This is a genomic window from Kocuria cellulosilytica (genome assembly GCF_040981245.1).
Taxonomy (GTDB): Bacteria; Actinomycetota; Actinomycetes; order Actinomycetales; family Micrococcaceae; genus Kocuria; species Kocuria cellulosilytica.
This window is the reverse complement of record NZ_JAVFWZ010000010.1, coordinates 86359-99952: the sequence shown is the minus strand read 5'-3', so window position 1 is coordinate 99952 and position 13594 is coordinate 86359. Positions and strand designations below refer to the sequence as shown.

General features: G+C 72.9%; 10 protein-coding genes. 6 read left to right on the top strand and 4 right to left on the bottom strand.

The genetic code is table 11. The features are described from left to right. Positions 1-62: 62 nt before the first annotated feature. The gene (locus RCG67_RS14245) at positions 63-1280 is read right to left on the bottom strand and encodes an MFS transporter (RefSeq protein ID WP_368827208.1); all 1218 of its coding nucleotides are present in this window, start codon (positions 1278-1280) and stop codon (positions 63-65) included. A 170-nt stretch (positions 1281-1450) separates the two neighbouring features. Here RCG67_RS14245 and RCG67_RS14240 point away from each other — a divergent pair, with 170 nt between their 5' ends. Continuing rightward, positions 1451-2275: a PTS sugar transporter subunit IIAB gene (locus RCG67_RS14240; protein WP_368827206.1), complete on the top strand. Its 825-nt coding sequence runs from the start codon at positions 1451-1453 to the stop codon at positions 2273-2275. A 13-nt stretch (positions 2276-2288) separates the two neighbouring features. Beyond that, a complete protein-coding gene (gene ulaA, locus RCG67_RS14235) occupies positions 2289-3836 on the top strand; it encodes a PTS ascorbate transporter subunit IIC (RefSeq protein ID WP_368827204.1) in 1548 nt (515 codons plus the stop codon). 62 nt (positions 3837-3898) lie between these two features. Here the strand turns inward: ulaA and RCG67_RS14230 are convergent, their stop codons facing one another. Then, positions 3899-5029 (bottom strand): alanine racemase, encoded by a 1131-nt coding sequence (locus tag RCG67_RS14230; protein WP_368827202.1) that lies wholly within the window; start codon positions 5027-5029, stop codon positions 3899-3901. A 207-nt stretch (positions 5030-5236) separates the two neighbouring features. On the opposite strand from RCG67_RS14230, the gene RCG67_RS14225 reads away from it, so the two are divergent. The 3 genes from RCG67_RS14225 to RCG67_RS14215 are packed head-to-tail and all read left to right on the top strand — an operon-like array spanning position 5237 to position 9554. After that, positions 5237-6049 (top strand): SDR family NAD(P)-dependent oxidoreductase, encoded by an 813-nt coding sequence (locus RCG67_RS14225; protein ID WP_368827200.1) that lies wholly within the window; start codon positions 5237-5239, stop codon positions 6047-6049. 33 nt (positions 6050-6082) lie between these two features. Continuing rightward, positions 6083-7291 carry a serine hydrolase domain-containing protein gene (locus RCG67_RS14220; protein ID WP_368827199.1) on the top strand — a complete coding sequence of 403 codons (1209 nt, stop codon included), beginning with the start codon at positions 6083-6085 and terminating at the stop codon, positions 7289-7291. Between the two features lie 10 nt (positions 7292-7301). Beyond that, the gene (locus RCG67_RS14215; RefSeq protein ID WP_368827197.1) at positions 7302-9554 is read left to right on the top strand and encodes a cytochrome P450; all 2253 of its coding nucleotides are present in this window, start codon (positions 7302-7304) and stop codon (positions 9552-9554) included. 42 nt (positions 9555-9596) lie between these two features. Here the strand turns inward: RCG67_RS14215 and RCG67_RS14210 are convergent, their stop codons facing one another. Continuing rightward, the gene (locus RCG67_RS14210; RefSeq protein WP_368827195.1) at positions 9597-10214 is read right to left on the bottom strand and encodes a TetR/AcrR family transcriptional regulator; all 618 of its coding nucleotides are present in this window, start codon (positions 10212-10214) and stop codon (positions 9597-9599) included. A 235-nt stretch (positions 10215-10449) separates the two neighbouring features. On the opposite strand from RCG67_RS14210, the gene RCG67_RS14205 reads away from it, so the two are divergent. Then, the gene (locus RCG67_RS14205; RefSeq protein ID WP_368827193.1) at positions 10450-12540 is read left to right on the top strand and encodes a calcineurin-like phosphoesterase C-terminal domain-containing protein; all 2091 of its coding nucleotides are present in this window, start codon (positions 10450-10452) and stop codon (positions 12538-12540) included. A 57-nt stretch (positions 12541-12597) separates the two neighbouring features. Here the strand turns inward: RCG67_RS14205 and RCG67_RS14200 are convergent, their stop codons facing one another. Then, entirely contained in the window at positions 12598-13542 is a 945-nt protein-coding gene (locus RCG67_RS14200; RefSeq protein WP_368827192.1) for an NAD(P)/FAD-dependent oxidoreductase, read from the bottom strand. Between the last annotated feature and the right edge of the window lie 52 nt (positions 13543-13594).

The following is a 13594-nucleotide window of genomic DNA, read 5'->3' as shown; positions in this document are numbered from 1 at the left end:
CGGCGGGCCCTGCGGCTCCGCGCGCCCCGTCGAGCAGCCCGGCGATGGGACGCACAAAACCCCTACCCGGAACGGTCCTGGGACTCCCGGACGGCCAGCAGGCCACCGGCCAGGAACACCACCGTGGCACCGAGGACGACCAGCAGGGGAACGGTCCAGCCCCCGGTGCCGGAGTTCAGTGCGCCGATCAGGGGTGGACCGACGGTCGCGGCCAGGTACCCGCTGCCCTGGATGCGGGCGGAGGTCCCCGCGGCCTCGGCGTCGGAGCGCACGATGCGCGCGACGATGGAGAAGATCGTGGTGAAGCCCCCGCCCTGGGCGATGCCGCCGATGGCCGACCACAGGAGATAGCCCTCGGGGGCGAGCAGCAGCCCGACGGGCAGGGCGATCCACAGCCCTCCGACGAGGACCACCGGCGTCCACGCCGGGGCCCGGTCGGCCAGCAGGGGCACGCCCAGGGCGCCGGCGATGGCGGCGACCTGGAACAGGGAGGCGCCGGCTCCGGAGGCGGCCAGGCTCAGCCCCCGGGTGTCGGCCAGCAGGGTGGGCAGCCAGGCGGTGATGGAGTAGTAGGAGAAGGCCTGCCCGCAGAAGGCGAACGTCAGCCACCAGCCGACGCGCCGGATCTGCGCGGCGCCCCGGGCCTGTCTCAGCGCACCGGTGGCAGTGCTGGGCTCGGCGGGGGTGGAGGCCGCGGGTGGTGTGCCGGTCCGGCGGCGCGCCACGACCAGCCAGAAGACGAGGGCCACCACGGTCAGCGCGCCCCAGGCGACCAGGGCCCAGCGCCACCCGACCGCCGCGGCCAGCGGCGCGGTGCCCAGGGCGGTGATCATCGACCCGACGTTGAGGGCGGCGGTGTAGGCGGCGGTCACCGTGGGGATCCGGCGCCAGGAGACGTCGCGGCGGATGATCACCGGGACCACGATGTTGCCCACGGCGATCGCGGCGCCGATGACCACGGTGCCGGCCAGGACCACCGCGGTGGGGCCCGCCGAGCGGATGACGGTCCCGGCCAGCACGCCGCTCAGGCACGCCAGGACGGCCGCCTCGGGCCCGAAGCGTCCGATCAGCTTGGAGGCCAGCGGGGTGACCAGGGCGAAGAGCAGCACCGGCAGGCCCGTGAGCAGGCCCGCGGTCGCCGCCGAGAGCCCGAGCTCGGACTGGATCTGCGTGATCACCGGCGTCGGGGCGATGATCGGCCCGCGCAGGCTCAGTGCAACGAGCACGATGCCGACGACGACCCACGGCAGGGCGCGCGCGGGTACGGGACGCTGGCTCATCTCGGTCCTTCCGGAGGTGCAGTGGTCCCCCGCCGAGGGACAGAGGCTTCCGTCAGCTTGCCAGATCCGTGCCCGGCCCCGGGGCGGCCCCTCCGGCGCCGGCCGGACCAGCATAAAATGAATGTGATCCAGATCATATTTCGGGGCGCTCATGGGATACCATGTCAGGTATGTCTCATCTCAGCCGGTTGCTGGACCTGGAGTCGATCTGCCTGGACGAACCGGCGAGGGACTGGCGTGCCGCCGTCGCGCTGGCGGGTGAGCTGCTCGAGCGCGCGGGGGCGACCAGCGGCGAGTACACGCAGGCCATGATCACCAGCGTGGAGGAGAACGGCCCGTACATCGTGGTGGCGCCGGGTTTCGCCTTCGCCCACGCCCGGCCCTCGGAGGCCGTGCACCGCACGGCGATGTCCTGGGTCCGGCTCGCCCGGCCCGTGGAGTTCGGGCACGCGGCGAACGACCCCGTGACCCTCGTCGTCGCCCTCTCCGCGAAGGACAAGAAGGAGCACCTGCAGGCCATGCGCACGCTGGCCACGCTGCTGGGCTCGCCGGAGACCCGGACCGCCCTGGACACCGCGAGCACCCCCGAGGAGGTGCTCGCCGTGCTGACGGAGGACGCCCCGGCGTCACCCGCGGGACCGGCGACGACGGAGCAGGCCGCGCCCGCCGAACCGGCCGCCACGACGTCGACGGAGCAGGCCGCGGACAGCCGCAACAAGATCCTGACCGTCTGCGGCAACGGCCTCGGCACCAGCCTGTTCCTCAAGAACACCCTGGAGAAGGTGCTCGACCACTGGGGCTGGAGCCGGTACCTCACGGTCGAGGCCACCGACACGATCTCCGCCCGCGGCAAGGCCAAGGAGGCCGACCTGATCCTCACCTCCGGGGAGATCGCCCGCACCCTGGGCGATGTCGGCGTTCCCGTGAAGGTGGTCGAGAACTTCACCAGCACCACCGAGCTCGACGCCGCCCTGCGCGAGCTCTACGACGTGTGAAAGCAGGCCTCCCGTGAACTGGCTCGTCAGCATCCCCGAGTTCCTGGTCAGCGAGATCCTCGCCGTCCCGGCGTTCCTCATCGGCATCATCACCGCCGTCGGTCTGGCCGCCCTGCGCAAGAGCACCGGTCAGATCATCGGCGGTGCCATCAAGGCCACGCTGGGCTTCCTGCTGATCGGCGCCGGGGCCACCCTCGTCGTCGCCTCCCTGGAGCCGCTGGGCGCCATGATCCTGGGCGCCACCGGCGCCCAGGGCGTGATCCCCACCAACGAGGCCATCGCCGGGATCGCCCAGGCCGAGTACGGGGCCCAGGTCGCGTGGCTGATGATCCTCGGCTTCGCCGTCAGCCTCCTGCTCGCCCGCTTCACCCCCCTGAGCTACGTCTTCCTGACCGGGCACCACGTCCTGTTCATGGCCACGATGCTGACCATCATCCTGGCCACCGCCGGCTACGACGCGTGGGTGACCGTCCTGCTCGGCGCCCTGCTGCTCGGCATCCTGATGGTGTCCCTCCCGGCGCTCGCCCATCCGTGGACCCGCCGGATCACCGGCGACGACAGCGTGGCCATCGGGCACTTCGGCACCGCCGGATACATCGCCGCCGGAACGGTGGGACAGCTCGTGGGCAAGAAGAGCCGGTCCACCGAGGACACGAAGCTGCCGGAGGGACTGCGCTTCCTCCGCGACTCCATGGTGGCCACCGCCCTGTCCATGGCGCTGATGTACGTGGTCCTCGCCGTGCTCTTCCTGGTCCGGGCCGGGACCGCGGAGGCCTTCACCGCGTTCGACGGCGGCGCCACCGGCGTGGGCAACTACATCATGATGTCCATCACCCAGGGCCTGCAGTTCGGCGTGGCCGTGGCCGTCATCCTCTTCGGCGTGCGCACCATCCTCGGTGAGCTCGTCCCCGCGTTCCAGGGCATCGCCGCGAAGGTCGTCCCCGGCGCCATCCCGGCCCTGGACGCGCCGATCGTCTTCCCCTACGCCCAGAACGCGGTGCTGCTGGGCTTCATCTCCAGCTTCGTGGGCGGCCTGGTCGGGCTGTTCGTCCTCTCCGTCTGGCTCAACCCCGCCATCGGCATCGCGCTGATCCTGCCGGGGCTCGTGCCCCACTTCTTCACGGGCGGTGCCGCCGGGGTCTACGGCAACGCGACCGGCGGGCGCCGCGGCGCCCTCGCCGGCGGTTTCGTCAACGGCCTGATCATCACGTTCCTGCCGGCGTTCCTGCTCTCGGTGCTGGGGACCTTCGGCTCCGAGAACACCACCTTCGGGGACGCCGACTTCGGGTGGTTCGGCATCGCCGTGGGCTCCGCCGCCAAGATCGGGTCCGTCGGCGGCATCGTGCTCATCGCGCTGATCGGGGTGGCGGTCCTGGCGCTGGCGATCGTCGTCCAGCGCAAGGTCGTCGACGCCCGGTGGGACCCGTCCCCTGGCCGCGCCTGGCCCGGGACCGCGGGCGGTCAGGAGGCCGCCGCGGAGCCGGCGGCGGGCGCCTCCCGCACGTTCCCGAAGATCGCCCCGCCGCAGGGCGCGCCCGCTCCGCCGCCGCCCCCGCGCTGATCCGACGGTCCCGGGCCGTCGAGCGGCCGCCCGCCGGGTGACCGCTCGACGCGCCTCCGGGGTCAGGAGTTGCGGCCCCGCGCCGCCACGGTCCAGCGCTCCAGCACCGCCCCGCCGCGCACCACGGCCACGTCGTCGACGAGGTTCATGGTGAGGCACACGTGGTTGGGGATCACCCGCAGGCGCTCGCCGAGGGCGGGCAGCGGGGCGTCCTCGGGCCAGACGACGGTGGCGTGGTGCTCGGACAGGGCCGTGATCCGGGCGTCCGGGTGGTCCGTCAGCCGCCCGTACCCGGTGGCCCAGGCCGGGCGGTCGCTGCCGAGGACCTTGCTGCCGGCGTCGAGGACGACCCGCCGCGGCACCTCGTTCTCGCCGCCGCCCCCGGCGCTGCTCGCGGTGCCGCCCTCGTGCCGGCTGACCACGGTCGCGGCCACGGTCAGGGCGATGTCCTCCGGGGCGCACCGGCCGAGCTCCAGCTGCTGGGCGTCGCCGAAGACGTAGACCCCCGGCCGCACCTCCGTGGCGGCGGTGCTGTCGGTCAGCAGCGCGCTGGGCGTGGACCCGCCGCTGCGGCGCAGCACCTCGAACCCCGCGGCCTCCAGCTGCCCGGCCGCCCGGTCCAGGGCCCGCTGCTCCTGCGCGGCGGCCTCGACCGGCATGCCCGGGGCGTAGCTGTGGCCGGGGAAGGTGAAGACACCCTCGACGCGCAGCCCGGCCCGGGCCGCGGCGCGGGCGACGTCCGCGGCGGCGTCCGGGTGGACCCCGCTGCGGTGGTGGCCGCTGTCGACCTCCACGAGCACGGCGACGTCCCCCGCGGCGTCCCCCAGCTGCTCGCCCATGACGGCGGCCGCCTCGGCCGAGTCCGTCCCCACGCTGATCCGGGCGGTGGCGCTCAGCCGGCGCAGGCGATCCGCCTGGCGCGGGCCGACCCACAGCGGGTACGCCACGAACAGGTCGTCGGCCCCGTGCGCGGCGAAGACCTCGGCCTCCCCGAGCGTGGCCACGGTCAGCCCGGCCGCGCCCGCGGCGAGCTGCAGCGCCGCGATCTGCGGGACCTTGTGCGTCTTGGCGTGCGGGCGCAGGCGCAGCCCCCGTTCGCGCACGGCCGCGGCCATCCGCTCGATGTTGTGCTGGAGCACGTCCCGGTCGATCAGGACGTCCGGGGTGTCGACTGCGTCGGGAATGCGGTGCATGGGGCTCCTCGCCGGGCCGCGTGTCGGTGCGATCGCTCCATGGTAGGCCCGCGGCCGGGGCGCGCAGGCTCTTGCGGGAGAAACACTTCCCCTCGGATCTAGACAGGTGTCTAGTTTTCTGCCAGGCTGACCGCACACCACCACTGTGAGGCAGCGCACACCGCATCGACGCGGGGCGGCGGGCCTCCACCACGACAGGAGCGACGCATGGAACTCGACGGCAGGATCGCGGTCGTCACCGGCGCGGCCTCGGGCATGGGCCTGGCCGCAGCCAGGGCACTGACCGGGGCGGGCGCCACCGTTTACGGCATCGACCTCCGCCAGGAGGCCCTCGACCGCGAGTTCACCGGCCTGGAGCGCGCCCGCGGATTCGCCGTGGACGTCTCCGGCTCGCTCGCCGTGGACCAGGTCTTCGCCCAGGTCGAGGCCGACCACGGCCGGCTGGACGTCCTCGTCAACGCCGCCGGGGTCTCCACGCCGAACCGGGAGAAGCAGGCGTGGGTCGACGAGATCAACAACCGGATGATCGAGTCCTTCAGGACCGGCGAGCCCTACCACCCCGAGTTCCTGGGCGGCATCACCGACGAGGACTTCGACCGCGTCGTCGCGATCAACCTCAACGGCACCTTCTACACCATCCGCGCCGCCGTCCCCCTGCTGAAGAAGGCCGGCCGCGGCTCGATCATCAACTTCGCCTCCGTGGCCGGGCTCATCGGTCTGCCGATGCCCGCCTACTACCCCGCGTCCAAGGCCGCGGTCGTGGGCCTGACCAAGGCGGTGGCCGCGGAGCTCGCGCCGTTCGACATCCGCGTCAACGCCCTGGCCCCGGCCGGGATCAACACCCCGATGTTCACCGCCTCCGGCGAGGACCACGTCGCCGCCCTGCTCGCCCTGCAGCCCCTCAAGCGCGTGGCCGAGCCGGAGGAGATCGGGCGGACCGTCCTGTTCCTCGCCTCCGACGCGGCCGGCCACTACACCGGTCAGACGATGTCGCCCTCCGGCGGCGCCCTCATGCTCTGAGACCCACCCAGCACCTTCGAACGGAGAGCACCCGTGCAGCACACCGCGGTCCAGGAGACCACCATCACCGACGTCCCCGGCCTCGAGGGGCGTTTCCTCGAGCTCCTCGACGAGACCGTCCGCGAGGACATCGAGCGCGGTGAGTACCACGGCGCCAACGTCGTCGTCGCCCGCCACGGCGAGATCGCCCTGCGGGGCAGCTACGGCCTCGCCGACCTCGACGCCGGCCGGCCCACCCGGCCCGACGACGTCTACCGCATCCTGTCGATGTCCAAGGGCTTCACCAACGCCCTGATCCACCGGGCGCTGAGCGAGGGCAAGCTCATGCTCTCCACGCGCGTCGTCGACCTCATCCCCGAGTTCCTCGGCACGGAGCCGTTCCGCGCCGCGCGCAAGGACCGGATCAACCTCGGCCACCTGCTCACCCACCGCGCCGGCATGCCGGCCACCCCCAACCCGGGGCTGGGTCCCGAGGGCTTCGCGGTGCTGGCCGACGTCATCGCGGCGCTGGGCGGCGTGGACGTGGTGCACGAGCCCGGCACGAACCTCAACTACTCCGCGGCCATCAACCACGCGCTCATGGGCGAGATGGCCCGCCGCGCCTACGGCGCCGCCTCCTTCCGGGCCCTGATGCAGGAGAAGGTCTTCGGGCCGATCGGCATGGAGCACACCCGGTTCGGCATGCCGGACGAGTGGCAGGACCGCGCCGTGCCGCTCAAGGTCATCGTGGCCAACGACTCCTGGCTCAAGCCGGAGGACATCGAGTGCCTCAACGACGTCATCGACCGTCCCGACGCCGAGATGCCGTGGGTCGGCGCGGTCTCCACGATCGACGACGTCTTCGCGTTCACCGAGATGCTGCGCAACAAGGGGCGCACCGCCGCGGGCGAGCAGCTGATCGGGGAGTCCGTGCTGGACTTCGCCACCACCAACCAGACCGGCGAGCAGATCAACGACCTCTACGGCATGGTCGCCACCGCCCGGAAGTGGGACCTGCCGCCCGGGAACATGGGGCTCGGTCCCGCGCTCGCCGGCACCGGCACGCACGCCCGCTTCTTCGGGCCGTTCGTCTCCCCGCGCACCTTCGGCTCCTACGGCGCCGGCTCCTCCCTGCTGTGGGTGGACCCCGTCTCCGGCGTGTCCTTCTGCTTCCTCTCCTCCGGGGTGATGGACGAGGGCGACAACGTCGCGCGCTTCCAGAAACTGTCCACGATCGCGGCCTCCGCCGTGATCAGCGAGTGAGGACCCTGCCATGACCGCTGTGCACGACGACGCCCGCCCCACCGGCCGCTGCCCGATCGCCCACGGCTTCGACGCCATGGGGGACGACTACTACCGCGACCCCGCGCGCCACTTCGCCGAGGTCCGCGACGCGACACCGGTGTTCTTCTACCCGTACCTCAACGCCTGGATCGTCACGAAGCGGGAGGACTGCCTCGCGGTGCTCTCCGACTGGCAGACCTACTCCTCCGCCGCCAACTCCGCCGCCGACGTCCCCGAGAAGTACCGGGAGGTCTACCCGCCGGAGCTCGTGGCGAAGATGATCGTGGGCCAGGACCCGCCCGGCCACACCGAGGCCCGCTCCGTGGCCCAGCGGGGCTTCGTCAAGGAGCGGATGGACCGGCTCCAGCCCGAGATCGAGGCCCGCGCCCACCGGATCATCGACCGCTTCGAGAACAACGGCTCCGCGAACCTGCTCGAGAAGTACTCGCTCGAGCTCACCACGCAGACGATCATGGCGCTGCTGGGCCTGGGCTACGAGCACGAGGCCATGATGCGCCAGCTGCGCGACGACCTCTTCGCCGTGCTCTCCTCCGCCCACGAGCCGCTCCCCGAGCCGAGGCGCTCCGAGGTGTGGGACCGGTTCGTCGCCGCCAACCTCGTGCTGCGGGACATCATCGACTCCCGCCGCGACTCCGACGCGGACGACATCATCTCCGTGATGGCCTCCGCCCGGGCGGAGGACGGCTCGTACGCCCTGCCCACCCCGCAGATCGCGCTGCACGTCTCCGAGTTCGCGGCCGCCGGCACGGACACCACCGCCCAGGCCATGACCAACGCCGTGATCTTCCTGGCCCAGCACCCCGAGGCGCTCCAGGACGCGATCGACGAGCCCGAGCTGTGGCCCCGGGTCTTCGAGGAGACCGTGCGCCGCCGTCCCTCCTCCACGTTCACCTCCCGGCGGGCCACGCGCGACGTCGAGCTCTCCGGGGTGCGGATCGCGGCGGGGGAGATGATCTGGATCGCTCTGGCCTCGGCCAACACCGACCCGGAGCACGTGGAGCGGCCCTTCGAGTTCGACATCCACCGCCCGGACCCGGCCGACCACCTGGCCTTCACCGCGGGGCGCCACACGTGCCTCGGCAACCCGCTGGCCCGCGTCCAGGGGGCCACCGGCCTGCGGGTGCTCTTCGAGCGGCTGCCCTCCCTGCGCCCGGACGACACCGAGGAGCTGGACTTCCTGCGCATGGCCCTGCTGCCCGTGCGGCGATCGCTGCAGGTGTCCTGGGACGTGGCGGACGTCGAGCGCTCCAAGGAGCGGACCGTGCGCACGCTCAGCCTCGAGGTGCTGGCGCGGACCGAGGCCTCGGACGGCGTCGTCGCCCTGACCCTGGGCCACCCCGACGGCGGGGAGCTCCCGCGCTGGAAGGCCGGGGCGCACGTGGACGTCCACGTCCCCAACGGCGAGCTCGGGCCGTTCGTGCGGCAGTACTCGCTGTCCTCCGACCCCGCGGAGCGCACCACCTACCGGATCGGCGTGCTCAAGGAGGTCTCCGGGCGCGGCGGCTCCGCGGCCGTGCACGAGGCCCTGGTGCCCGGCTCCCGCGTCACCGTCTCCTGGCCGCGCAACAACTTCCGGCTCGCCCCCTCGCCGAAGTACCTGTTCGTGGCGGGCGGGATCGGCATCACCCCGATCCTCGCCATGGTCCGGGAGGCCGAGCGCGCCGGGGCCGAGTGGGAGCTCGTCTACGGCGGGCGCACCCGGTCGTCGATGGCGTTCCTGTCCGAGCTGGCGGTCCGCGGCGACCGGGTCGAGGTGGTCCCGCAGGACGAGCGCGGGCTGATCGACCTGCCCGGGCTGTTCCGGCAGGTCCGCGAGGACACCCTGGTCTACGCGTGCGGGCCCGAGCCGCTGCTGCGCGCCGCCGAGGAGAGCACCGCGCACTGGCCCAAGGACTCCCTGCGCCTGGAGCGCTTCGCCCCCAAGGCCGTGGAGCGCACCGTGCCGGACACCGCCTTCGAGGTGGAGTTCGCCGAGTCCGGGACGGTCGTCCGGGTCGGGGCGGAGCAGACGATCCTCGACGCCGCCGAGCAGGCCGGCCTCCCGGTGATCTCCTCGTGCAAGACCGGCACGTGCGGCACCTGCGAGACGCCCCTGCTGGCCGGCCGCGCCGACCACCGGGACTCGATCCTCACGGCCTCGGAGCAGGAGGCGGACGAGACCATGATGATCTGCGTCTCCCGCGCGGCGGCCGGGAGTCCGCGGCTGGTGCTCGACCGCTGAGCCCTGACCGCTGGGCCTCGACCGTCGGCCGGGCGGACCGGGTCACTCGCCGAACAGCTGCGCCCACTGCCGGGCCAGCGAGGCGATGACCCGGTCCTCCCGCTGGCGGTGGCCGCGCAGGTACAGGAAGTAGAAGTTGCGCTCCAGGCTCATCATGAGGGTGACCATGTGCACCTCGCGGTCCAGCCGCTCGTCCTCCGAGCGGCATCCCCGGTAGAGCACCGTCTGGGCCGAGGACACTCGCTGCACCATGCCCAGCCACTCGTCGAGCACCTCCGGGTCCGTGGCCATGGCCTGGGCGATCGCCTCGAACTCGGTGGCGTAGCGGAACCACATCTGCCGGGCGGTCTCGAGCCATCCCCGCATCGCGCTCGCGGTGTGCTCCGGCATTTGGTCCAGGAGCCCGTAGAGCTCGGCGATCTCCGCCTCGATCTCACGCATCCGGGCCATGATGATCTGGGGCTTGCTGTGGAAGTACAGGTACAGGTTGGCGCGGCTGGATCCGGCGGCGGCGGCGATCTGCGCCATGGACGTCTGCTCGTAGCCCCGCTCCCGGAACAGGTGCAGCGCCTCGTCCACGAAACGCTGCCGGGTGGCGGTGCTCTTCGCAGTGCTCTTCGCAGTGCTCTTCGCGGGGGGCTTCGTGGTGGGCTCGGGCATGCAGGTCCTCGGTTCCTCAGGGGCGGTGCTCCCACTCTAGGGCCCCTCTTCCCACGGGTGTTCCGGACGGCGGCCGTCGGCCCGTCCGCCGCCGGGCCTGGCCGGTGCGGCGCTCCAGCACGGGGCGAACGGCCGTCGCGTCATGTTGACGTGGGTTGATGTCGTTCCGGGCATGTTCTGCGCGATCTCTTCTAGTCTGGAACGCACGCGACCGACCGATCCCGGAGGCGGCACCATGCCAGCCATCGCCCTGCGCCGACTTCTGCTGTCCGGCACCGCCGTCGTGGTCGTGCTGGCACCGGCGGCCGCGACGGTCCTTCCCCGGCTCCCCGCCGATCCGGTTCCTGCGGTCGCGGAGCACCCGTCCCCGGGGGTGGGCCACGGACGGGAGGGGCCCCAGGGGCAGGCCGACGACGTCGACCCCACCTCCTACGTGGGCGGACCCGAGGTGCTGCGCGACGGTGCGGACGCCGACGGTTCCGCCGGGCGGATCAGCGGCCACGTGTTCGACGACAGCAACAGGGACAGCGTCCGGCAGGAGCACGAGGAGGGCCTGGAGGGCGTCGCCGTGTCCAACGGCCGGGACGTGGTGCGCACCGACCACCAGGGGTACTGGGAGCTGCCGTTGGCCGAGGGGCAGACCGTGTTCGTCACCAAGCCCGCCGGCTGGGACACCCCGGTCGACGAGACGAACTTCGCCCGGTTCCACTACCACCACGAGCCCGAGGGCACCGCCCAGGACCTGCGGTTCGGCGGTCTGGCCGCCACGGGGGAGGCCCCCGACGCCCTGAACTTCCCCCTGGCGCGCAACGAGGACAGCGCTCGCCGGGACCAGACCTGCGGGTTCCTGGGCGACGTGCAGACCTACTCCCACCAGGAGATCGGCTTCGCCCGCACCGGGCTGGTGCGGGACCTCGCCGCGCGCCAGGACCTGGAGGACTGCGGCCTGCTCCTGCTGGGCGACCTGGCCGGTGGCGACCTGGGGCTGTACCCGCGGCTGAAGGAGACCCTCTCCGGCGCCGGAGCCCCGATCCGCGCGGTGCCGGGCAACCACGACTACGACATCGACTCCACGGACCCCGAGGAGTCCTTCGACACCTTCAAGCAGCACGTCGGCCCGGAGAACTTCTCCTACGACGTGGGCGAGATGCACGTCGTCGGACTGAACAACCTCTCCTACCCGTGCCGGCCCGAGGAGAACGCCGACGGCAGGCACGGCCAGTGCGCCGACCCGGAGAACGACCCGCAGTACAACGGTGTCCTGGGCGAGGAGACCCTGGCCTGGATCGAGGCGGACCTCGCCACGGTGCCGGAGGACAAGCTCGTGGTCGTCGCCACGCACGTGCCGCTGGTCTCCTACGCCGACTCCTCCAGCACCATGCACCAGACCGACGACGTCACCGAGCTCTACGCCCTGCTCGAGGGCCGCGAGGCGATCTCCTTCTCCGGGCACACCCACTCGGTCGAGAACATGTCGGCCGGCACCGCTGTGGCCGGGTGGCTGGAGTCGACGGGCGTCCAGGAGCTGCCCTTCCACCACATCGTGGCCGGCGCCCCGAGCGGCGACTGGTACATCGGCGACCTCGACGTCGACGGCGTGCCCATGGCACTGCAGCGGGACGGGGCCCCGCCGGGCTGGTTCTCGCTCGACGTGCAGGGCACCGGCTACCGGGAGAACTTCCACGCGATCGGCCGCGACGGGGACCGGATGGGACTGGCCGTGAACTCCCCGTACTGGCGGGACTGGTACAACACCCTCGCCGCGTGGGGCGAGGCCAACCTGGGCAACTGGGACGCCGTGCCCCCGGTGAACGTCAACGACCTCGGGGACCCCGGCATGGTCACGGCCGAGGATCTGCGGGGCGGCACCCGGCTGTCCGCCAACGTGTGGAACGGCACCCGGGAGACCCGCGTGACCATGTCCGTCGACGGCGGGGAGCCGCTGGAGGCCGCCCACACCCAGCCCGGCGCCGGCGAGGAGAAGGCCCAGGGCGCCGAGGTGGCGGACCCCTACGCGGCCACCCGCCAGCTGATGATCGCCCGCCACGCCTTCGAGTCCACCTCCGGAAACGAGGACGCCCAAGGGTTCCAGGCCTTCTACGGCATCCAGGCCGGCCCGGCGGCCCCGCGGCCGGGCTACCACGTCGCCCGGAGCACGACCCATCTCTGGCAGCTCGAGCTCCCGGCCGACCTGGAGCCCGGCGTGCACACCGCGGAGGTGACGGCCACGGACCGCCACGGACGCGAGAGCACCGAGTGGCTGACCTTCGAGGTCGTCGAGGAGCGACCGCAGATGTCCTTCCGCACCGAGGTCTTCGCGGGCTGATCCCGTCCCACGGTGCGGCGGGGTCCGGCCGGTGCGTCCGGCCGGACCCCGCCGACATCACACGGCCGCCCGGGCCCGCACGGCGGCGGCCGCGTCCGCGGCCACGAGGTCCGCGTTGATCGCCGCGGCCGCGCCGAGCCCCGCTCCCGCGGCGGAGGAGACCATGGCCGAGAGATCACCGGCGTTGCCGGCCGCCCACACCCCGGGGACCTCGGTGGCGCCCATCGGGCCCGTGGCGATCAGCGTCCCGGCGGGGTGGTCCGTCAGGGTGCCGCCGAGCTGCTCGTAGAGCTCCGCCCGGGCCACGAACCGGGGCGCCACGACCACGGCGTCCACCGGGACCTCCCGGCCGTCGTCGAGGACCACCGCGCGCAGCGCGCCCTCCTCGAGGCGCAGCCGCCGGACGGGCCCCTCGACCACCCGGACCCCCAGGGCGTCGAGCTGTTCCCACGCCTCGGCGCCGGGATCCGGCATCCGGTGCGGGAAGAAGGTGACGTCCTCGCTGAGCTGCCGGAACAGCAGCGTCTGGTGGATGCTCATGGGCACCGCGCCGAGCACCCCGATGCGCCGGCCACGGACCTCCCAGCCGTGGCAGTAGGGGCAGTGCAGCACGCTGCGCCCCCACAGCTCGGCCACCCCGGGCACGTCGGGGAGCTCGTCGACCAGCCCGGTGGCGAGCAGCAGCCGCCGCGCCCGCAGCACGCTGCCGCCCGCGAGGCCGAGCGTGAACCCGTCCGCCCCGGCCCGGGCGGTCACGGCCCGGCCGGCCACGATCCGCGCCCCGTACTGCTCCGCCTCGCGCCGGCCGGCGGCCAGCAGCTCCAGCGGCGGGATCCCCTCGCGGCCGAGGAGGTTGTGCGCGCCGGCGGCCGGGGCGTTGCGCGGTTCGCCGGCGTCCACCACGACCACCGAGCGCCGCGAGCGCGCCAGGGCCACGGCGGCACTCAGGCCGGCGGCACCGCCGCCGACGACCACCACGTCATGAGTCGGTTCCGGGCTCATGGCACACCTCAGGCTTTCCTGCGCTCTCGTCCGGCCGGGAACTCCCGGCCAC